The sequence below is a fragment of the Lonepinella sp. BR2474 genome (assembly GCF_051851555.1).
Classification (GTDB): Bacteria; Pseudomonadota; Gammaproteobacteria; order Enterobacterales; family Pasteurellaceae; genus Lonepinella.
On record NZ_JBPDVH010000002.1, the window covers coordinates 337,481 to 358,231 of the forward strand.

The window sequence follows — 20,751 nt, forward strand, 5'->3', positions numbered from 1 at the left end:
TTTTTAGTTATTGCTGCCACGTAAAAAAGCAGGCTTAAATACATCATTATTATTCAGTCTAACAGGCTGCTCTGGTCGGAGTGGTTCCACCGTTTTTTTCGGTTCCTGTAAACTTTCAGGACGACCACCGGCAAGCGGAGGTGTCACGACAACAGGTTCTTCCATATCGCCAATCCCCGTCGCCACGATAGTGACTCGAATTTCATCGGACATTTCAGGCACTAAACTGGTTCCCACCACCACAGTGGCTTCATCTGAGGCGAAAGAACGAATAATATCCCCCACCGCATAGAATTCATCTAAACCTAAATCAAGGCCCGCAGTAATATTGACTAATACCCCTTTTGCACCCGATAAATCTACATCTTCCAATAAAGGACTGGCCACCGCATCTTGCGCTGCTTTTTCTGCACGGCCATCACTGGATGCGCCTTTGGCAATACCTGAACCCATCATGGCACGGCCCATTTCTGACATTACGGTACGCACGTCAGCAAAGTCCACGTTAATCAAACCCGGTGAGGTAATCATATCGGAAATACCCGTCACGGCATTGCGGAGAATATCATTGACGGCTGAAAATGCTTGCACCAAGGTAGTGTTTTTACCTAATACTTTTAATAATTTTTCATTTGGAATACTAATTAAAGAATCCACATGTTTAGAAAGTTCTCTAATGCCTAATTCCGCAAACGCCATACGTTTTTTCCCCTCAAAGGAGAACGGTTTAGTGACCACCGCCACAGTAAGAATACCTAATTCTTTGGCAACTTGCGCAACGATAGGAGCAGCACCTGTTCCTGTCCCACCGCCCATACCGGCCGCAATAAACACCATATCTGCGCCCTCGAGCATAGAACGAATGGCCTCTTGATCATCTTCTGCCGCTTTGCGCCCTACATTAGGATTAGCACCAGCACCTAACCCACGCGTCGTTTCTGCACCAATTTGTACGGTTTGTTGAACCTTACTTTTGCGTAAAGCCTGCGCATCCGTATTCACCGCATAGAAGATAATTTCACCGTGTTCATCACTGGCAAGAGAATCTTCCCCGACAAGCGAACCGCCATTACTGAGTAAACTATCAACCATGTGGTTAACGGCATTACCGCCACCGCCACCCACACCGACTACTTTAATCAGTGTGCGACCGACTTCATCATCAAAATCATATTGTACAGGTGCATACATTTCCATTTATATTCTCCGAGGGTGCTAAAAAAGGTATAGCACATAAGCTATTCTAAAATTCTTCCTATTGTAGCCGAAAAAGGCTGAATTATCAAAACTCCGAGCCCACTTTCTTTACAATTTTTTTCATTCCGCCCCAAATTGAGCCTAAAATACTGTCTTCAGAGGTCAGACCACTAATTAATGGGCTATTTTCTTCATTATTATGATGACTATATTGCAATAAACCCAATACGGTTGCATATTGTGGTTTATTCACATAATCCGTTAATCCAGTAATATTTAATGGCTGACCTACTCGCACATGGAAACCAAAAAGATCTGTTGCACATTTTGCGACATCATCCATATTGGCACCACCACCAGTTAACACCACACCAGCAATTAAATCCGCTTTGACATCTTTTTTAATCAACTCTTGACGTAAATTATCCAATTCATTTTTAACCACAAACAGTAAATCACGATAGCATTTGGATGTCACATCGACAATTTGTGCTTTGGTAAAGGTGCGTGTAGACGTGCCACCTAACCCTGCTACTTCGACCTTTTTCTTGGCAAAATGTTCCGCTAAATCTTGGCTCGGATTCACCGCACTTCCGTAGTTAATTTTAATATTTTCGGCTTCATGGCGTGAGGTGGTTAAGCTTTGTGCCACGAAATCCGTGATATCATTACCGCCATAAGGTACCACTTTGCTATAACGTAACGCACCATTGGTATACACCATAATATCCATGGATCCCGCACCAAAATCCACCAAGCAAACGCCCAAATCTTTTTCGTCTTCGGTTAACACTGAATAGCTTGAGGCTAATCCAGAAAACACTACCTGATCGACTTTTAAGCCACACTGCTCAACCGCTTTTTGTAAATTGCTTAACCAAGCCTGATGACAACCAATAAGGTGGGCTTGCGCTTTCAAGCGCATGCCTTGCAAGCCAAGCGGATTTTTTATATTTTGTTGTTGATCCACGGCATATTCTTGCGGAATAACATGTAATAGGGACAAGCCTTCAGGTAACTTAACCGAACTCGCTGTGTGCATGGCAGAATCAATTTCTTCTTGCGTCACCTCATTATTCGCAATCGGTTCCAATCCGCTATCGTTTAGACTTTGAATATGTTTTCCCGTAATCGCCAACGTAACGGAATAAATATCACAATCCGCCACGGCCTCTGCACTGTCAATTGCACGCTGAATAGATTTCACCACCGCCGATAAATCTGTAATACTCCCTTTATCGATCCCTTTAGAGGGGCAACTGCCATAACCTAACACATTGATTACGCCATCAGGTAACACTTCACCCACCACAGCGACGACTTTTGATGTGCCAACTTCTAATCCAACAATGGTTTTTGATTCTACAATTTTTGCCATTTTCTTTACTTCGCTATTTATTTAATCACATCAGTGAAACTCACTGCCGCCCCTACGTTATATCTTAAATCCACATAATTAATTTTTTTATTCTCAGGCACATCAATTTGTGGATAAATTGTCACAAAACGATCAATTTTATTTTTCCACTCACCACGCCCTAATTTTAAGGTAATATCGTTATCCAATATCACTTCCCATGCCCCACGTTCATTGACGGCAAGGGTTTTAAGATTTAAATTTTTGGCTTTTAAATCTTTATAGATTTTATTCCATGCCTCTAATACTTCACTACTTTGGTAATTTAACCCAAATAGCCGTGGCATATCGGTATTTTTCAGTTTATCAAAAGGCAGACTAAATACCGTGCCGTCACTCGCCAGAAATTCATTTTCATTCCAAAATGCCACTGGGGTATATTCGCTCACCACAATACTGAGTCGATCTGGCCAAATTTTCCGCACCAATGCCCCTTTAATCCAAGGCAAGGATTGAATTTGTTCACGCACAAGATGAACATCTTGACCAAAAAAGCCTTTTAACTCACCGAGCTGTAAAATTTTATCCCGCACATCCTCATTGGTCGTATACTGTGGTGAACCCAACAAGGCAAAGGCGCTGATTGGCTTATCATCTAATTTTTCTAATAACGATTGCCAATGGGTATACGTATAATATAGCAAACCTAAACACAATAGCAAAAGGATTGGTTTGATCTGAATAAAATTTTTCAGACCAAACTCTGGCAGTTTTGCTGTTTTTTGTGGTGGTTTACGTTTAATCACAGACATACTTGATTCCAATTCAAATTAATACATCACCATTGGATCTTGAGATAAATCCGCCCATAACGCCGTATGCAAAATTTTACCCACTAAATCATCAAAGGAATACCCCACGGTCGCCGCTGATTTCGGGAATAAGCTATGGCTTGTCATGCCGGGGGTAGTGTTGACTTCGACCAAGCGGAAATTACCTTGGCTATCAGTCATCACATCAATACGGCTCCAACCCTGACAGCCCACGGCGTCATAAGCTCGCTTCACTAAGCTACGCAATTCTTGCCAACGTTCATCTGACATTGGCATTGGACAAATATATTGGGTGTTATCGGAAATATATTTGGCATTATAATCGTAAAACTCACCGTCTGGGATAATTTGCACCGCTGGTAAGACTTCGCCATCTAACACCGGCACGGTCAATTCATCCCCCGCCAACCATTCTTCAATCAATACCGTTTCATCATGTTGCAATGCCAATTCTACCGCCGGTTTTAATTCCGCCACGGATTTCACTTTGGTTAAGCCCACGCTAGACCCCTCACGGGATGGTTTTACCATTAACGGCAAGCCTAAACGATCGACCACGGCTTGTGGATTAAGCGAATCTGCGGTGTTTTTTGTGACAATTTCCATCTCCGCAATAGGTAAGCCAAAACCTTTCCACAACATTTTGGTCCGCATTTTATCCATGGTTAAAGCAGATGTCATCACGCCACAACCGGTATAACGCAAGCCAATTTGTTCTAATACGCCTTGAATCACGCCATCTTCCCCGCCTCGACCATGCAAAATATTGAACGCACAAGCAAAGCCCTGTTTTTTTAAATTAGCCACGTCATCGGTTTTCGGATCAACAGGGTGAGCATCATAGCCCAACGTACGTAAGGCTTGTAACACGGCAGCCCCTGAGTTTAACGACACATCACGTTCGGCAGAGGTGCCGCCCATTAATACTGCAATTCTGATTTCATGCGGTGCTGGTATCATCTTCTTTTTCCTTTTCTTTTATCTTTTTCTTATTTTGTCCACAATTCCACAAGTTGGCGTGACAATTTACTCACATTGCCTGCCCCTTGGGCTAAAATTAAATCGCCATCTTGGATAATTTGATCCATAATTTCCGGTAATTGGCTATGATCGGCCACAAAAATCGGGTCTACTTTACCTAAATTGCGAATGGAACGCGCCAATGATCGACTATCTGCCCCTGCAATCGGTTGTTCACCGGCGGCATACACATCAAGCAATACCAACACATCCACTTGCGACAATACTTGTACAAAGTCATCAAATAAATCACGGGTGCGAGAATAGCGGTGCGGTTGGAAAATCATCACCACTCGTTTATTCTCCCAACCCGAACGAGCCGCTTGAATGGTGACACCGACTTCCGTTGGGTGATGACCGTAATCATCCACTAACATCACTTTACCATTCGGACGAATAAATTCACCGAGTTGATCAAAACGACGTCCCGCTCCTTGGAAATCCGCCAATGCGGCTAAAATAGCCTCATTATTAATGCCTTCTTCTTTCGCCACCGCTAACGCCGCCGTGGCATTTAAGGCATTATGTTTGCCTGGCACATTGAGCAATACATTAATCCGCTCACCCGTTGGGGTAATCACATCATAATGGCCTTGGAAACCGGTTTGTTCATAATTTTCAATACGGTAATCGGCACTCTCACTAAAACCGTAGGTAATCACTTGACGCCCCACTTGTGGCACCAATTCCATCAGTACTGCGTCATCTGCACACATCACCGATAAACCATAAAACGGCAAATTATGTAAAAAATTCACATAAGTGCGTTTCATTTCTTCAAAGTCACCGTTATAGGTTTCCATGTGGTCTGGTTCAATATTGGTCACCACCGATACCATAGGTTGCAAATGCAAGAACGACGCATCACTTTCATCAGCCTCGGCAATTAAATAACGGCTGGCGCCCAAATAAGCATTGGTTCCCGCAGATTTGACCAAACCGCCATTAACGAAAGTCGGGTCTAATCCGGCTTGGGTATAAATCATCGACACCATGGCTGTTGTGGTGGTTTTTCCGTGCGTTCCGGCAATAGCAATACCATGACGGAAACGCATAATTTCCGCTAACATTTGCGCACGTTGAATCACGGGGATTCGTTTTTCACGTGCCGCCGCCACTTCCACATTATCCGCTTTAATCGCACTAGATACCACCACTACGCTCGCATCTTGCACATTTTCTGCTTGGTGAGAAAAGTAAATTTTTGCCCCTAAAGAAACTAACCGATTTGTCACCGCACTTTCCGCAATATCCGACCCCGTGACGGCATAGCCCTCGTTTAACAATACTTCCGCAATACCGCCCATACCGGCACCACCAATGCCAACAAAATGAATTTGTTTTACTCGCCGCATACTTGGCACCGTTTGTCTAATTTTTTCTTGTCGTAATGTCATTTATTTTCTCGCTTTTATTCTACTTTTACGCTGTTCATTATTATCCACTGAGCCATCCCCTCTTCCTCTGGGAGAGGGCTAGGGTGAGGGTAAACTAATTCGCATTTTGTATAATCACTTCCGCTACACGTTGAGCAGACAACGGCGTCGCTCTAGATTTGGCTTGAATACCCATGTCTCTTAATTTAGTTAAATCTAACTGATTAATTAAGTTCACTAATTTATCGGCCGTCAACTCTACTTGCTCAATAATATAAGCCGCATTTGCATCTGCTAAATATTTTGCATTTAAATATTGTTGACGATCCTTATGTTGAAACGGCACAAAAATGGCAGGCGTACCCACTGCGGCTAATTCACACACGGTCAATGCGCCTGAACGACAAATCACTAAATCCGCCCACGCATAGGCCTCTGCCATATTATCAATAAATTCTGTAATTTTCACCGCACTTCGCACATTTTCTGGATAAAGTGCGGTCACATTTTCTACCGAACCGGCACCCACTTGATGACGAACCTCTAATTTATCCGCCAACTGAGTGACTACTTGTGGTAGCGTTTGATTTAGCACTCTCGCCCCTTGGCTACCGCCGACCACTAACACACGCAATTTGCCGTCATGTTCATTCCAACGTTCCACAAAATGCTGTTCCGGTGAGGGCATTTGAAATAGCTCGGCACGAACAGGGTTGCCGACCACTTCGGCATCAGAAAATGCGGTTGGAAAGGCTTGCAATACGGCTTTCGCCATCTTCGCTAACCATTTATTGGTCAGTCCTGCCACGGCATTTTGTTCATGTAAAATCACGGGTACACCACAAAGTTTAGCCGCAATGCCACCGGGGCCTGACACATAACCGCCCATACCTAACACAGCATGCGGTTGATAATCCTGAATAATTTTTTTCGCTTGTAACACCGCTTTCGTGATCGCAAAGGGCGCTTTCAACAATGCCCCAATGCCCTTGCCACGCAGGCCTGAAATTTGAATAAATTTAATCGGAATACCATGTTTCGGGACAAGTTGGGCCTCCATGCGGTCAGCGGTGCCTAACCAACAAATTTCCCAACCTTGCTGTTGTAAATATTGTGCCACGGCAATGGCTGGAAACACATGACCGCCCGTGCCACCCGCCATCACCAGTAATCGTTTTTTTTCGTTTTGTTGTTCCATATAACCTAATTTATCCCTGACTATTTTTTATTGTCTAATCATCTCGTAATCGGGCATGACCGCCGCACATCAGCCTATTTTCGTGGTCTATCCGTAATAAAATCGCAATACTGATAGACATAATAATCACGCTCGATCCGCCATAGCTTACCAATGGAAAAGTTAACCCTTTAGTTGGTAACATCCCTAACGCCATGCCTAAATTAACAAAACCTTGGAAGAAAATCCAAAAACTAATGCCAAAAGCAAAAAAGCCTTTAAAACGTTGTTCCAATAATAAGGATTCTTTACCAATTTTCATGGCTCGGAAGACTAATGCAGCTAATAAAAAGACCATCAGCATAATACCAAAGAAACCAAATTCTTCACCCATGATCGCCAACACAAAGTCAGTATGGGCCTCTGGTAAATATTCTAATTTCTGAATAGAATTGCCCAAGCCCTCGCCAAAAAATTCACCTCGGCCAAATGCCATTAAGGAATTGGATAATTGGAATCCCACACCATACGGGTCTTTAAACGGATCCATAAAACCGATAAAGCGTTTTAAACGGTAAGAGGAGGTTAACACTAACCAGATAAACAACACACCGCCTAACCCCAGAAGACCGAGGAATTGTAAAAAATGCGCCCCGACAATAAACAACAAGCCAAAGGTGATCACAAATAAGACGACCGTGCTACCTAAATCGGGTTGCAATAATAAAAATGCCCCCATCACTCCGACGACTAAGAACGGTTTCACGGCACTCAATTTGCGAGTACGTACTTCATCATAACGGCGGGTAAAATAACTAGCAAGAAAACAAATCAAGGCTAATTTTGCAAATTCTGCTGGCTGAAAATTAAACAATGGGAAAGGCAACCAACGTCTAGCACCATTGACCGATTTTCCAATCCCAGGAATACTCACGGCAACCAATAAAAGTAAAGAAATCAGGAAAATCCAAACATAGTATTTTTCCCATTTTTCCATCGGAATACGCAGAAAAATATAGCACGTGATAATAGAAAAACAAATATAAATGGCATCACGTTTCGCATAATAAAAAGGATCTAATTCATTTTTCGAGCCAACAGGAATGGAGGCTGAGGCCACCATAATAAAACCAATAAATAGCAAGATCACAAATAACCACAGCAATGTGCGGTCATAAAGCGCATTGGCTGGCGTAATTGTGGTCCAACGTTGGCAGCCCTGTTTCACATTATTCCAAAATCCCATTTGTCATCCTATTCTGCCAGTTGTGCTAAACGGGTAAATTCCTCACCCCGTTGTTCAAAACAACTAAATTGATCCAAGCTCGCACAAGCCGGTGATAATAACACCATATCACCTGATTTTAACAATGGACGCAAGGCTTGAATAGCTTGTTCCATGGTATCAAATAATTGGCTTTGAGCCGATAATTTAGCTAATTCGGCACCGTCTTGACCAAAGCAATAACATAAAATTTCAGGCTTATTGATCAGTTTTTCTAACTCGCTAAAATCCGCCCCTTTGCCGTCACCGCCTAATAATAAATGCAATTTACCATTTAAATGTAATCCTGTTAACGCCGCCACCGTACTACCGACATTGGTCGCTTTGCTATCATTAATCCAACGCACACCATTGGCAAAATGGGCTAATTGAAAACGGTGATCGAGTCCAGTGAAAGTACGAAGTGCGGTGCAAATTCCCTTATTTTTTACGCCTACCGCCCGAGCCAAAGCAATCGATGCCAAGGCATTCATATAATTATGACGACCACTGATTTTCACCTCATCACAAGGTAAAATCACGTCATCACCCGCCATTAAATATTGTTTACCGTTTTCGGTTTTTAACCAATAATCCGCATGGTGTTCCGCAAAACTGACTTGCTGTTTCGCACTTTGCTGACCGTCTTCTTTGGTCAACGGATCTTCGCCGTTAATCACCGCCGTTTCCGCATTCACATAAATCTTCAATTTTGCTTGGCGATAATCTTCTAAGTCCACATAACGGTTCATGTGATCCTCGGTGACATTTAACACGGTCGCTGCCGCCGCTTTTAGGCTGGACGTGGTTTCTAATTGGAAACTGGACAGTTCCAACACATAAAGATCATATTCATCCTCTAACAGGGACAAGGCTGGAATACCGATATTACCGCCCATACCAACTCGCAAACCATCCGCTTTTGCCATTTCTGCGACCAGCGTCGTCACGGTACTTTTGCCGTTTGAACCGGTAATGGCAATAATCGGTTTATTGGCTTCACGGCAGAATAATTCAATATCCCCGACCACTTCGACACCGGCTGAAAGTGCGGTCTGAATTTCAGGGGTTTTTACCGCTAACCCGGGGCTAATCACAATTAAATCACTGTCTAATAACCAATCCAGTTTCAACGATCCCGTATGCACATCAATATCTTCATCTAATTCATTGATGCCTGCCGGTAAAGGTCTTGTGTCAATAACTCGCACGTTCGCTTGTTTTTTGACGAAAAAATTCACACAAGATAAACCCGTTTTACCTAAGCCAATGACGGCGACGTTTTTGTTTTTATATAGGTTATTCATTTCTTATTTTCTCTGTCATCACTGTTTTTACCCTCACCCTAGCCCTCTCCCAAAGGGAGAGGGAACAGTATGAGGCATAATTTATTTTAATCTCTCCCTAAATCGTCCCCTCTCCCTTTGGGAGAGGGCTAGGGTGAGGGTCCTAACGCAATTTCAAGGTCACTAATCCCATCAACACCAACATCAATGAAATAATCCAAAAGCGGATAATGACTCGGGGTTCGGGCCAACCTTTGAGCTCATAATGGTGATGAATCGGTGCCATGCGGAAAATGCGTTTTTTACGTAATTTGTAAGAACCCACTTGTAAAATCACCGAAATGGTTTCCATGACAAACACACCGCCCATAATCACTAATAAAAATTCTTGACGCACTAATACGGCAATCACGCCTAAAGCACCACCTAAGGCAAGTGAACCCACATCCCCCATAAAGACCTGTGCAGGATAAGTGTTGAACCAAAGGAAACCTAATCCCGCACCGACAATAGCAGTACAGAAAATCACGAGTTCCGAACTGTATTTCACATAAGGAATATACAAATATTTGGAAATTTCAATGTTACCTGTTGCCCACGCAATTAAGGCAAAGGCACCGGCGACAAACACCGTTGGCATAATGGCTAAACCATCTAAACCGTCGGTTAAATTCACCGCATTACTGGTGCCGACAATCACAAAATAAGACAGGATAATATAGAAAAAGCCGAGCTGAGGCATGATATTTTTAAAGAATGGCACCACCAAACGTGTGGCATCTGTGTCTTTTCCAATCAGATACATCCCCACCACCGCAATCAGGGCAATCGCAGACAACCAAAAATATTTCCAACGTGCAATTAAGCCATCCGTATTTTTGTATTTAATTTTGCGGTAATCATCCACAAACCCAACAGCGCCGTAACCCAATAACACAAACAAGCTGAACCAAATATAGGGATTAGACAGGTCGCTCCATAACAGCGTACTCACCGTAATGGTAAATAAAATCATAATCCCGCCCATGGTTGGCGTACCCCGTTTTTGGAAGTGGCTTTCTGGCCCATCATTGCGCACTTCTTGACCAAATTTGAAAATCTGCAAACGGCGAATCATTTTCGGCCCAATCCATAGGGACAATAACAATGCCGTTAAAAGTGCAAAAACCGAGCGCACGGTGAGGTAAGACACCACGTGAAAATCACTAAAATATTGCTGTAAATAAGATGCAAGCCAAACTAACATGAAAATTACCCTTTAAAATTTTCTTTTAAAATGTCGATCACGTTTTCCATTTTTTGACTACGTGATCCTTTTGCTAATAATACAACTTGTTGATTATTCGCTAATTTTTGTTTAATTATTTGCGTTAAATAATCTGCCATCACGGCTTTATCGGTAAAATGTTGCCCTTGTGATTGCTGCGAAATAACAGCACTATGCACGCCAAAGCTCGCCACACATTCTAATTTTGCTTGTGCCGCATAATCGGCAATTTGTTGATGACAGAACGGTGTATTTTCGCCTAATTCTGCCATATCTCCAACAACAAAAATGCGAAATGCGGGATATTTTTTCAAAACGTCAATAGCAGAGGTTAATGAACCCACATTGGCATTATAGGTGTCGTCTAATAAAAGCAAGTTTTCGCAAGGCTGAATCGGGAACAAACGTCCTTTCACTTGGGATTTTTGTTCTAAGCCTGCTTGCACATCTTGTAAACTGGCGCCCACGTTCATGGCTAACGCCGTTGCAGCCAAGGCATTGCTGACATTATGTTCACCTAAATAAGGCAAGCTAATCTCAATTTGTCCTTGTGGACTGTGCAACATAAAGGTTGAACCCGTTGCTGTGGCCTTGACATTGCTTGCATAAAAATCCGCTTGATCATGATGGGCGGAAAAAGACTGGATTTTATGTGTCCCAATTTCTTTTTTCCACATATCTAAATAATGACAATCTAAATTCACAATAGCGACACCCTTTTCGCTCAAACCACGAAAAATCTCACCTTTCGCTTGTGCCACGCCCTCAATAGAACCAAATCCCTCTAAATGGGCGGAGGCTACGTTATTGACTAAAGCCACATCTGGCTGGGTTAAATGTGTGGTGTAATCAATTTCACCTTGATGATTTGCCCCTAATTCTATGACAGCAAATTGGTGTTTTTCGTTCAACCGTAACAACGTCAATGGCACGCCAATATCGTTATTAAAATTGCCATGGGTAAATAAAACTTGATTTTTTTCTACCGCACTTTTGCTTGCCGTTTGAGCTAAAATGGCGGCGGTCATTTCTTTGACAGTGGTTTTGCCAGAAGATCCTGTCATTGCTACGGTTAATGGATGTAATTCGGCTTTTAGCCATTGGGCTAATTGTCCTAGGGCTAAACGGGTATCGGTGACAATAATTTGTGGCACATTGACATCACATTGATGATCAACAATCACGGCGACATTACCCTGTGTCATGGCTTGTTCAAGATATTGGTGCGCATCAAAACGTTCGCCTTTTAGGGCAAAAAATAAACCGTTTTGGGTTTGTTGGCGGGTATCGGTGCTGATGTTTTCAATTTGCGTATCAGCATTTCCGATAAGAGTGCCGTTTAGGATTTCAGTGAGTTTTTTGGTTGTTAGTTTTATCATTTTGGTTTTTCATTTCAAATTGTTATTATTGTATTTTGCCATGTTCTTTACTTTTCTTTGCTTGTGCAAAGAAAAGTAACAAAAGAAACACACCCCGATTTTGCCTTGTTTCCTGAAAATAGTTAAATTTGCTTAACGAAAAAGTTGTAAACTCGCTTCGCTCAAACAGTACAACTTTTTCTACAAATTTAACTATTTTCAGGCGGCAAAGACGGGGCCCCGTCTGAACCTAGCAAGCAAAAGAAAGTATGGTTGCCCATCGGGCGAAACCCAATTTAAATTAATTAATATATTTCCTTACCACTTCCTGATCCGAAAAATGCTGTTTCACTTTCCCAATAATCTGGTAATCTTCATGTCCTTTACCCGCAATTAAAACCACATCATTTTCCACCGCACTTTGCATAGCGGTTTTAATCGCTTGCTGGCGGTCATGGATAATTTGCACCGCTTGAGGATGTTCAAATCCGGTCACAATATCGGCCATAATTTTGCTTGGATCTTCCGTACGAGGATTATCATCCGTGGCAATCACCACATCCGCAAATTTTTCTGCGACTTTTGCCATCAGTGGACGCTTACCATTATCCCGATCACCGCCACAACCAAAAATACACCAAAGTTTCCCTTGGCAGTGAATTCGTGCGGCTTGTAAGGCTTTTTCTAACGCATCTGGCGTATGTGCGTAATCCACAATCGCTGTGGGTTTATGTGATGCGTGCAACATTTCCATTCGACCACAAACGCCGGTTAATTGTGATACGGTTTTGATTAAATCCGCCAATGGGTAGCCTAACGCCAATAAGGTCGCCACCACAAGTAATAAATTGCTCACATTAAAAGCCCCGATTAAACGGCTGTCCAATGTGCCACTGCCCCAACTTGATTGGAATGCAATGCTTGCGCCTTTGTGATGAAAAGAAACTGCGGTGCATTTTAACCAATTTTTTTGATTCGGTTGAAAATCCGGTTGGCAACTGACCGCAATCCCATGGGGTAATTCAGCTAACCAAGCGGCACCAATAGGATCATCTGCATTAATAATTTGTTGTTGTGTTACTAATTCCGTAAATAACCGTTTTTTAGCGTCAGCGTAGGCTTGCATGGTGCCGTGATAATCTAAATGATCACGGCTTAAATTGGTAAAAATGGCGACGGCGAAATGCAAGGCCTCAATACGTTTTTGCACTAACCCATGGGAGGACACTTCAATGGCGGCAATATCTGCCCCTTGCGCAACGAAATCAGCCAAAGACGATTGTACTTCAATCGGCGAACCCGTGGTATTTTCGGCGGGTTTCACCTGACCAAATAAGCCGTTGCCAATAGTCCCCATAACGGCGGGTTTATGACCTAAAATCTGCGTCCATTGTGCAATTAATTGGGCTATCGTGGTTTTACCATTGGTACCAGTCACGCCAACTAAGGTTAATTTTTGTGAGGGACTGGCGTAGAAAATATCAGCGATTTCAGACAGGTGCGAAGATAAATCAAAATACGCAATAACGGGGACATTGTTTTCAACATGAACGGTTAAATGTTCATTTGGTTGGTCGGCATCAGCTAATACAGCAACCGCACCCTTTGCAATGGCTTGTGGAATAAAACGACGACCATCAACAGTATGCCCTTTAATTGCAACGAAAAGACAGCCAGTCTTCACAGAGCGGCTGTCTAAGGTCATATCACGGGGGAAAATATGTTCAAGTTGCTCAATGGTTTCGGTCGATAAGTTTTCCCCAGATAATCGGTTATCGCCCAAAAGTGCGGTCAATTTTATCATTATTTTCTCACTTAGTTGGTTTGTTTCTCTGTGTTTTTATCACTGAGCCGAACAACCCGTTTTGTATTTTTAATATTCGACGCACTGCCCTCAGCATCTGGCGTAATGTTATAAGCACGTAAAGCACTGCTCATAATACTCGAAAAGACTGGGGCTGAAATGGCGCCCCCATAATATTGACCCGCTTTCGGATTATCAATTAAAATCACTAAAGCAAAACGAGGATCAGTCACTGGGGCAAGTCCAGCCGTATAAGCCATATATTTATCCACATAACGGCCTTTTTCAAGTTTTTTTGCCGTACCGGTTTTAATCGCCACACGATAACCCTCAACCATGGCACGTTTATTTTTAATCGCCACTTTTTCCATCATATGCACCACATCTTTGGTGATTTTTTCAGAAAAGACACGGTTACCAATCACCGGTGGATCCACTTTGGTCACTGACAATGGACGATAAATACCAAAACTGCCGAGGGTGATATAAGCACGTGCAATTTGTAATGGTGTGGCATTAATACCGTAACCAAAGGCGACGTTAGCCCGTTCAATATCTGACCACTTCGGACGATTTGCCCCCAACATACCGGCTTGTTCTCCTCCTAAACCTAAATTAGTAAATTTCCCTAATCCAGCACTTTGATAGGTTTCCATCAACGCTGAGGGTGGCATGCGCAAGGCTAAACGACTCACGCCTCGGTTTGAAGAATTTTCCAAAATTTCATCTAAGGTTTGCTGATCACGTGGCGCCACATCTTTGACTTCATGACCATTTAATACCAATGGCCCAGTATTAATAATTTCATTCCGTTTCACTGCACCACGTTGCAATGCCGTTAATACAACGAATGGTTTCACCGTAGACCCTGGCTCAAAGGTATCTGTAACTGCTCGGTTACGCATTAATTCTTCGGAAATACCGTCCCGTTTATTCGGGTTATAAGAGGGCGCATTCGCCATCGCTAATACTTCCCCCGTACGTACATCCACGAGTACTGCCGTGCCTGAGTCCGCTTTATTTTGTTTAACGGCATTCGCAATTTCACGGTAGACGATTGATTGTAATTTTTCATCGATACTTAATACCACATCATGGGCGGCATATTTTTTCACATCGGAAATTTCTTCGACAATATTGCCTTTTTTATCTTTACGATACGTTCGTAATCCCGCTTTACCCGTTAAATCGGTATTTAAACTTTTTTCAATGCCCTCAATCCCGTTATTATCAATATCCGTAAACCCGATTAAATGCGCCGTTTCTTCTGCCCGAGGGTAGAAACGACGAAAATCGTTTTCTAGTATAATACCTGGGATTTTTAATTGACGAACATACTCTGCCACGCTTTCGCTCATTTGGCGGCTTAAGATAATATCCCGAGATTTGGGTTTGTTTTGAATTTTCGCCACAAGATCTTTATGCTTAATATGCAATGCATCAGACAAGGCTTTCCAACGTTCTTTATCAGCTAAATAGTCACCCTCTAAAATAAATTTAGGATCGGCTTTAATATTGTATGTGGGGACACTGACAGATAAGAGATGTCCATTACGATCTAAAATAGATCCTCGAGGTGATAGAATTTTCTGTTGACGTAACGAACGTTTGTCTGCCTCATGATTAAAAGTATCAACTTCAATCGCTTGCACAAAAGTGGCACGGGCAACCAAAGCGGAAAAACACAAACACACCGCACCAAGCGCCCAACGATAACGTCCTTTTAAGAAACTATTGGTATAGACCTTGGTAGGCTTATTGAGTTTAACACTCGGTGAACTGGCTGATTTTTTCACCGCACTTTTGGCTTTCGACTTACCACGTGTTGAGTTAAATTTCACTTTCATTCTACTATCACCACTTCTTGTTCAGGTTGAACACGACTCAACCCCAAGCCCTTGGTCGCCATAGATTCAATACGACCACTGTCACTTAAGGAGGCCTCTTCTAATGTTAAATTCTTAAATTGATTTTCAAGTTTTTCTTTTTCAAAAATAAGCCTTGCTTTTTGTGAAATTAAGTCTCGGGTTTGATAAGTAATCCAAACTGTACCGACGGCCGTCACGACAATAGCAAGCAATAAACAAAGGGCAAATTTATTGGCCGAAAAAATATCTTGAATCACAACATGTTGTAACGGATAGCGTTGACTATTTAATAAAGGCTCGCTCATTTATCTTTTCTCCGCAATACGTAACACGGCACTACGTGAACGAGGATTTAACACCACTTCTTGCTCACTGGCTTGAATGGCTTTACCAATAATATTGAGAGTTTGATTACGCTGAATTTGATCTTCACGCAACGGCAACCCTTTTGGAATCTCCTCGCCTTTGCTTTGCTTACGCATAAACTGTTTCACCATGCGATCTTCCAACGAATGGAAACTAATAATGGACAGACGACCTTGTGGGGCTAACAATTTCACTGCTGAATTTAGCACGGTTTCTAATTCGTCTAATTCTGAGTTGATAAAAATACGAATCGCTTGAAAACTGCGTGTAGCCGGATGTTTATGCTTATCTTTAAACGGCACCGCATTGGCAATCAATTCTGCTAATTGCAACGTGCGGTGTAAAATGGGCTGATTATTTTGCATGGCATTTTTATTATAATTCACAATCGCCGTCGCAATACGTTTAGCAAAACGTTCTTCGCCAAAGGTTTTCAACACCCATGCTAAATCACTTTCCGATACCTTCGCCAACCATTCCGCAGCCGATTGCCCTTTGCTGGTATCCATACGCATATCTAACGGACCATCTTTCATAAAACTAAAGCCACGTTCAGCATCATCCAGTTGCGGAGAGGAAACACCAAGATCGAGTAAAATGCCATCAATTTTGCCGACTAAACCTAATTTTTCACAAATCTCTGGCATGGCCGAAAAGCTATTATGTTCAATCTGAAAACGGGGATCTTGAATGGTATTGGCTTCCGCAATAGCTTGCGGGTCTCGATCAATGGCAATTAAACGCCCATTATCCGCCAGTTGAGAAAGGATTAAACGAGAATGCCCGCCACGGCCAAAAGTGCCGTCAATATAAATACCTTTTTCTTTTAATGCCAAACCGTCCACTGCTTCATGAAGTAACACAGTGATATGCGTTTGACATAAGGTATTTGGCGCATTCATAAAATTATCCCAAAACTAAAATTAATCCAAGAAAGGTATTCATCAGGTTGAGCGGAGCTAGAAAATTCTAGCTCGCCACCTTTTTTATTATCTCACCGGAGGATCTTTGTCCCTTAAGTGAGTTTGCTAGTGCTGCCCTCTTTATAAAGAGAGCGTTTTTAATGCGTCTGACAAGGCAAATTGGCCACTTGAACCGAGTGCCATGTCTTGTTCAATTTGTGCGTGCCATTCCGCTTCAGACCAAATCTCAAATTTATTGAGCTGACCGACTAACATGATATTTTTTTCTAATTTCGCATGTTGACGTAATGGTGCGCTGACTAAAATTCTACCGGCGCTATCTAATTCACATTCCGTGGCATACCCTAACATGACACGTTGTAAACTGCGTTGAGCAGGGTCAAAATTCGATAAGGCTAACAATTTTTGCTCAATGGTTTCCCATTCACTCAAGGGGTATAACAATAAACAAGATTGGCGAATATCCACAGTGCAGACCATTTGTCCTTGATCTTGTTCAAGAATTTCTGGACGATAGCGGGTCGGGATCGCAAGACGTCCCTTTGTATCTAAATTCACCGCTGTTGCACCACGAAACATTGTTATTTGCCTTATTCAGTCCGTTATTTACTTGAAAATGCGTGTTAAGCGAGGTCATTCGACACAAAACTCCACTTTTTCCCACATTTTTTTCAATTCTATACTTAGATCGTTTAATTGACAAGCAGTTTATACAGTAAAAAGCATTTTTTGGTGAAAAAAAACCGCAGTTTTTATTTGAGAACAAAAACTGCGGTGAAAATAGACAGAATTTTTTAATTAGGCGGCATATTTGCCAACCCCTAATTCATCTTCTTTACGCGTTCGATTAATCACGGCTTGTGGAGATTGAATCACACGTAAGCCCATTTGATCTTCGGTACGCACCACATCACCACGCAAGGAATTGGTATAGACATCGGTGATTTTAATATCCACGAATTTGCCTATCATGTCTGGTGTCCCTTTAAAATTCACAATACGGTTGGTTTCGGTTCTACCAGTGAGTTCCATAATGTCTTTTTTAGACGGCCCCTCTACCAAGACACGCTGTTCTGTCCCCAACATAGCACGGCTAAATTGTGCCGCTTGGTTATTAATACGTTGTTGCAACAGGTACAAACGTTGTTTTTTCTCCTCTTCGCTCACATCATCAGGCAAATCTGCCGCAGGTGTCCCAGGGCGAGCCGAGTAAATAAAGCTAAAGCTCATATCAAAATTCACTTGGGCAATCAGATTCATGGTATCTTCAAAATCCTGATCCGTTTCACCAGGGAATCCCACAATGAAATCCGAACTGATTTGAATATTTGGGCGAACTTTACGCAATTTACGAATAATCGCTTTATATTCCAACGCCGTATGGTTACGTTTCATCATGGTTAACACACGATCCGACCCGCTTTGTACTGGCAAATGCAAGAAACTCACGAGCTCTGGCGTATCGCTGTAAACCTCAATAATATCATCAGTAAATTCAATCGGGTGGCTGGTGGTGAAACGTAAACGGTCAATACCATCAATGGCAGCCACCAAACGCAACAATTCCGCAAAGGAACAAATTTCGCCATCAAAGGTTGCCCCACGATAGGCATTCACGTTTTGTCCTAACAGGTTTACTTCCCGCACACCTTGCTCGGCAAGTTGGGCGATTTCAAATAAAATATCGTCCACAGGACGGCTCACTTCTTCGCCACGGGTATAAGGCACCACGCAGAATGAGCAGTATTTATTACAGCCTTCCATAATTGACACAAATGCCGTTGGCCCCTCGGCTCGAGGCTCTGGCAAACGGTCAAATTTCTCAATTTCAGGGAAACTCACGTCCACCACAGCACGTTTTCCGCCCCGAATTTGATTAATCATTTCCGGCAAACGGTGCAAGGTTTGTGGGCCAAAAATAATGTCCACGAATGGCGCACGATCACGAATATGCGCCCCCTCTTGTGAGGCCACACAACCGCCCACACCAATCACTAAATTCGGATTATGTTTTTTTAATTGTTTCCAACGCCCGAGTTGGTGGAATACTTTTTCTTGGGCTTTTTCACGAATGGAACAAGTATTTAACAACAATACGTCCGCGTCTTCGGCTTCTTCGGTCAGTTCTAAGCCATGCGTGCTTAAAAGTAAATCTGCCATTTTTGAGCTGTCATACTCATTCATTTGACAGCCCCAAGTTTTAATATGTAATTTTTGTGTCATTTTAATTAATTTATTAATCGGGTCATAAAATCGGTTGGCTATTGTACAGTTTTAATCACATTTTATCAAATTAATGCTTTCAGAACAGGCGACAAAATAGTATAATTCGCCCGTTTTTTATATTTATGTTAAAGAAAAAAGGATTAATCAATTAATGTCTAAAGAAGATTGCATTGAAATGCAAGGTACCATTTTGGAAACCTTGCCAAACACAATGTTCCGTGTGGAATTAGAAAATGGTCACGTGGTGACGGCTCATATTTCAGGTAAAATGCGTAAAAACTATATTCGTATTTTAACTGGTGACAAAGTGACCGTAGAAATGACCCCTTATGATTTAAGCAAAGGGCGCATTATTTTCCGTGCGAGATAATTAAATATTGACCAACAAAGCTCGAAACATTCGGGCTTTTGTTTTTTGGCAAAACACATTAAAAATCTACCGCACTTTTCGCTCAACTAACCTTTTCTTTGCATGAAAAATATGCTAATTTCAACAGGTCAACTATCAAACCAATAAAAAAACTATGGACGAACACTCGAATAACCCAACCCAAACCGATAATTTTCAAAAAAAATCGTTCTTTCAATCTTTATTTGGTCGCTTTTTTCAGGGCGAACTGAAAAACCGTGAAGAATTAGTGGAAGTCATTCGGGATTCTGAACAAAATGATCTCATTGACCAAGACACCCGAGAAATGATCGAGGGCGTCATGGAAATCGCTGAACTGCGTGTTCGGGATATTATGATCCCACGTGCGCAAATCGTCTTTATTGAAAACGATCTTGATCTCGAAAGTTGCCTTGATACCATTATTGACACTGCACACTCACGTTTTCCGGTAATTACGGATGAACGAGATAACGTACTTGGGATTTTGCATGCCAAAGATCTGTTGCAATTTCTGCGCGAACAGCCTGATGAGTTCAATATACAAGCGATTTTACGCCCTGCGGTGATCGTGCCAGAAAGTAAACGGGTGGATCGCATGCTGAAAGATTTCCGTACCGAACGCTTTCACATGGCAATCGTGGTGGACGAATTTGGCGCCATTTCAGGGTTGGTGACCATTGAAGATATTTTAGAGCAAATTGTCGGCGATATTGAAGATGAATTTGATGAAGAAGAAGTGATTGCCAATATCCGCCAACTTTCTCGCCATACTTATGCCGTACTGGCTTTAACAGACATTGATGATTTTAATGAGAAATTTGGTACAAATTTTGCGGATGAAGAAGTGGACACTATCGGCGGTGTGATCATGCAAGCCTTTGGTTATTTGCCCAAACGAGGCGAAGAAATTGAGCTAGACGGCATTCATTTTAAAGTCACTTCCGCCGACAGCCGCCGGATTATTCAGTTACGCATTACCGTGACGGATGAACAGTTGGAAACCATCAGCCATATTGAAAACAACACGGAAGAATAACC

The 20,751-nt window shown here is 42.3% G+C and carries 18 protein-coding genes; 2 read left to right on the forward strand and 16 right to left on the reverse strand.

All coding sequences use genetic code 11. The features are described 5' to 3' along the window. Window positions 1-3 precede the first annotated feature (3 nt). The 16 genes from ftsZ to miaB all read right to left on the reverse strand — a co-directional run bounded on the left by ftsZ (window position 4) and on the right by miaB (window position 19,319). Window positions 4-1,191, reverse strand: a complete 1,188-nt coding sequence (gene ftsZ, locus ACTG7Q_RS04535; RefSeq protein ID WP_439241528.1) for a cell division protein FtsZ — start codon at window positions 1,189-1,191, stop codon at window positions 4-6. A gap of 91 nt (window positions 1,192-1,282) precedes the next feature. Continuing rightward, window positions 1,283-2,575 carry a cell division protein FtsA gene (gene ftsA / locus ACTG7Q_RS04540; RefSeq protein ID WP_439241332.1) on the reverse strand — a complete coding sequence of 431 codons (1,293 nt, stop codon included), beginning with the start codon at window positions 2,573-2,575 and terminating at the stop codon, window positions 1,283-1,285. 17 nt (window positions 2,576-2,592) lie between these two features. Then, window positions 2,593-3,366, reverse strand: a complete 774-nt coding sequence (locus tag ACTG7Q_RS04545) for a cell division protein FtsQ/DivIB (protein ID WP_439241334.1) — start codon at window positions 3,364-3,366, stop codon at window positions 2,593-2,595. A gap of 18 nt (window positions 3,367-3,384) precedes the next feature. Next, on the reverse strand, window positions 3,385-4,347 hold the full coding sequence (locus ACTG7Q_RS04550) for a D-alanine--D-alanine ligase (protein ID WP_439241336.1): 963 nt from the start codon (window positions 4,345-4,347) through the stop codon (window positions 3,385-3,387). A 29-nt stretch (window positions 4,348-4,376) separates the two neighbouring features. Beyond that, window positions 4,377-5,804 (reverse strand): UDP-N-acetylmuramate--L-alanine ligase, encoded by a 1,428-nt coding sequence (gene murC / locus ACTG7Q_RS04555; RefSeq protein WP_439241338.1) that lies wholly within the window; start codon window positions 5,802-5,804, stop codon window positions 4,377-4,379. A 94-nt stretch (window positions 5,805-5,898) separates the two neighbouring features. Next, complete coding sequence (murG, locus tag ACTG7Q_RS04560) at window positions 5,899-6,981, reverse strand: undecaprenyldiphospho-muramoylpentapeptide beta-N-acetylglucosaminyltransferase (protein ID WP_439241340.1); 1,083 nt, start codon at window positions 6,979-6,981, stop codon at window positions 5,899-5,901. A gap of 34 nt (window positions 6,982-7,015) precedes the next feature. Further along, window positions 7,016-8,206 carry a putative lipid II flippase FtsW gene (gene ftsW / locus ACTG7Q_RS04565; RefSeq protein ID WP_439241342.1) on the reverse strand — a complete coding sequence of 397 codons (1,191 nt, stop codon included), beginning with the start codon at window positions 8,204-8,206 and terminating at the stop codon, window positions 7,016-7,018. Window positions 8,207-8,214: 8 nt separating this feature from the next. Further along, window positions 8,215-9,531: a UDP-N-acetylmuramoyl-L-alanine--D-glutamate ligase gene (gene murD / locus ACTG7Q_RS04570; protein ID WP_439241344.1), complete on the reverse strand. Its 1,317-nt coding sequence runs from the start codon at window positions 9,529-9,531 to the stop codon at window positions 8,215-8,217. A 142-nt stretch (window positions 9,532-9,673) separates the two neighbouring features. Then, window positions 9,674-10,756 carry a phospho-N-acetylmuramoyl-pentapeptide-transferase gene (gene mraY / locus ACTG7Q_RS04575; protein WP_439241346.1) on the reverse strand — a complete coding sequence of 361 codons (1,083 nt, stop codon included), beginning with the start codon at window positions 10,754-10,756 and terminating at the stop codon, window positions 9,674-9,676. Between the two features lie 5 nt (window positions 10,757-10,761). Continuing rightward, window positions 10,762-12,156, reverse strand: coding sequence for a UDP-N-acetylmuramoyl-tripeptide--D-alanyl-D-alanine ligase (gene murF, locus ACTG7Q_RS04580; protein WP_439241348.1), 1,395 nt, complete (start codon window positions 12,154-12,156; stop codon window positions 10,762-10,764). Between the two features lie 280 nt (window positions 12,157-12,436). After that, window positions 12,437-13,939, reverse strand: coding sequence for a UDP-N-acetylmuramoyl-L-alanyl-D-glutamate--2,6-diaminopimelate ligase (murE, locus tag ACTG7Q_RS04585; RefSeq protein WP_439241350.1), 1,503 nt, complete (start codon window positions 13,937-13,939; stop codon window positions 12,437-12,439). An 11-nt stretch (window positions 13,940-13,950) separates the two neighbouring features. Continuing rightward, complete coding sequence (ftsI, locus tag ACTG7Q_RS04590; protein WP_439241352.1) at window positions 13,951-15,786, reverse strand: peptidoglycan glycosyltransferase FtsI; 1,836 nt, start codon at window positions 15,784-15,786, stop codon at window positions 13,951-13,953. Next, window positions 15,783-16,112 carry a cell division protein FtsL gene (ftsL, locus tag ACTG7Q_RS04595; protein ID WP_439241354.1) on the reverse strand — a complete coding sequence of 110 codons (330 nt, stop codon included), beginning with the start codon at window positions 16,110-16,112 and terminating at the stop codon, window positions 15,783-15,785. Before ftsL ends, ftsI begins: the two co-directional genes overlap by 4 nt. Then, entirely contained in the window at window positions 16,113-17,075 is a 963-nt protein-coding gene (gene rsmH, locus ACTG7Q_RS04600; RefSeq protein WP_439241356.1) for a 16S rRNA (cytosine(1402)-N(4))-methyltransferase RsmH, read from the reverse strand. A 141-nt stretch (window positions 17,076-17,216) separates the two neighbouring features. Then, window positions 17,217-17,675: a division/cell wall cluster transcriptional repressor MraZ gene (gene mraZ, locus ACTG7Q_RS04605; protein ID WP_439241358.1), complete on the reverse strand. Its 459-nt coding sequence runs from the start codon at window positions 17,673-17,675 to the stop codon at window positions 17,217-17,219. Between the two features lie 219 nt (window positions 17,676-17,894). Then, entirely contained in the window at window positions 17,895-19,319 is a 1,425-nt protein-coding gene (miaB, locus tag ACTG7Q_RS04610; RefSeq protein ID WP_439241359.1) for a tRNA (N6-isopentenyl adenosine(37)-C2)-methylthiotransferase MiaB, read from the reverse strand. Between the two features lie 154 nt (window positions 19,320-19,473). Between miaB and infA the strand changes: the two genes are divergently transcribed. Both infA and corC read left to right on the forward strand, forming a co-directional pair. Continuing rightward, on the forward strand, window positions 19,474-19,692 hold the full coding sequence (gene infA, locus ACTG7Q_RS04615) for a translation initiation factor IF-1 (protein ID WP_132301427.1): 219 nt from the start codon (window positions 19,474-19,476) through the stop codon (window positions 19,690-19,692). A gap of 154 nt (window positions 19,693-19,846) precedes the next feature. Further along, window positions 19,847-20,749: a CNNM family magnesium/cobalt transport protein CorC gene (gene corC / locus ACTG7Q_RS04620; protein ID WP_439241361.1), complete on the forward strand. Its 903-nt coding sequence runs from the start codon at window positions 19,847-19,849 to the stop codon at window positions 20,747-20,749. Window positions 20,750-20,751: the final 2 nt, after the last annotated feature.

Coding starts and splice junctions, on each gene's coding strand:
- mraZ (WP_439241358.1), bottom strand. CDS start 17,675: ATGTTTCGTGGTGCAACAGCGGTGAATTTAGATACAAAGGGACGTCTT.
- murE (WP_439241350.1), bottom strand. CDS start 13,939: ATGATAAAATTGACCGCACTTTTGGGCGATAACCGATTATCTGGGGAA.
- murG (WP_439241340.1), bottom strand. CDS start 6,981: ATGGAACAACAAAACGAAAAAAAACGATTACTGGTGATGGCGGGTGGC.
- ACTG7Q_RS04545 (WP_439241334.1), bottom strand. CDS start 3,366: ATGTCTGTGATTAAACGTAAACCACCACAAAAAACAGCAAAACTGCCA.
- murD (WP_439241344.1), bottom strand. CDS start 9,531: ATGAATAACCTATATAAAAACAAAAACGTCGCCGTCATTGGCTTAGGT.
- ftsL (WP_439241354.1), bottom strand. CDS start 16,112: ATGAGCGAGCCTTTATTAAATAGTCAACGCTATCCGTTACAACATGTT.
- miaB (WP_439241359.1), bottom strand. CDS start 19,319: ATGACACAAAAATTACATATTAAAACTTGGGGCTGTCAAATGAATGAG.
- ftsZ (WP_439241528.1), bottom strand. CDS start 1,191: ATGTATGCACCTGTACAATATGATTTTGATGATGAAGTCGGTCGCACA.
- rsmH (WP_439241356.1), bottom strand. CDS start 17,075: ATGAATGCGCCAAATACCTTATGTCAAACGCATATCACTGTGTTACTT.
- ACTG7Q_RS04550 (WP_439241336.1), bottom strand. CDS start 4,347: ATGATACCAGCACCGCATGAAATCAGAATTGCAGTATTAATGGGCGGC.
- mraY (WP_439241346.1), bottom strand. CDS start 10,756: ATGTTAGTTTGGCTTGCATCTTATTTACAGCAATATTTTAGTGATTTT.
- ftsI (WP_439241352.1), bottom strand. CDS start 15,786: ATGAAAGTGAAATTTAACTCAACACGTGGTAAGTCGAAAGCCAAAAGT.
- infA (WP_132301427.1), top strand. CDS start 19,474: ATGTCTAAAGAAGATTGCATTGAAATGCAAGGTACCATTTTGGAAACC.
- ftsW (WP_439241342.1), bottom strand. CDS start 8,206: ATGGGATTTTGGAATAATGTGAAACAGGGCTGCCAACGTTGGACCACA.
- murF (WP_439241348.1), bottom strand. CDS start 12,156: ATGATAAAACTAACAACCAAAAAACTCACTGAAATCCTAAACGGCACT.
- ftsA (WP_439241332.1), bottom strand. CDS start 2,575: ATGGCAAAAATTGTAGAATCAAAAACCATTGTTGGATTAGAAGTTGGC.
- corC (WP_439241361.1), top strand. CDS start 19,847: ATGGACGAACACTCGAATAACCCAACCCAAACCGATAATTTTCAAAAA.
- murC (WP_439241338.1), bottom strand. CDS start 5,804: ATGACATTACGACAAGAAAAAATTAGACAAACGGTGCCAAGTATGCGG.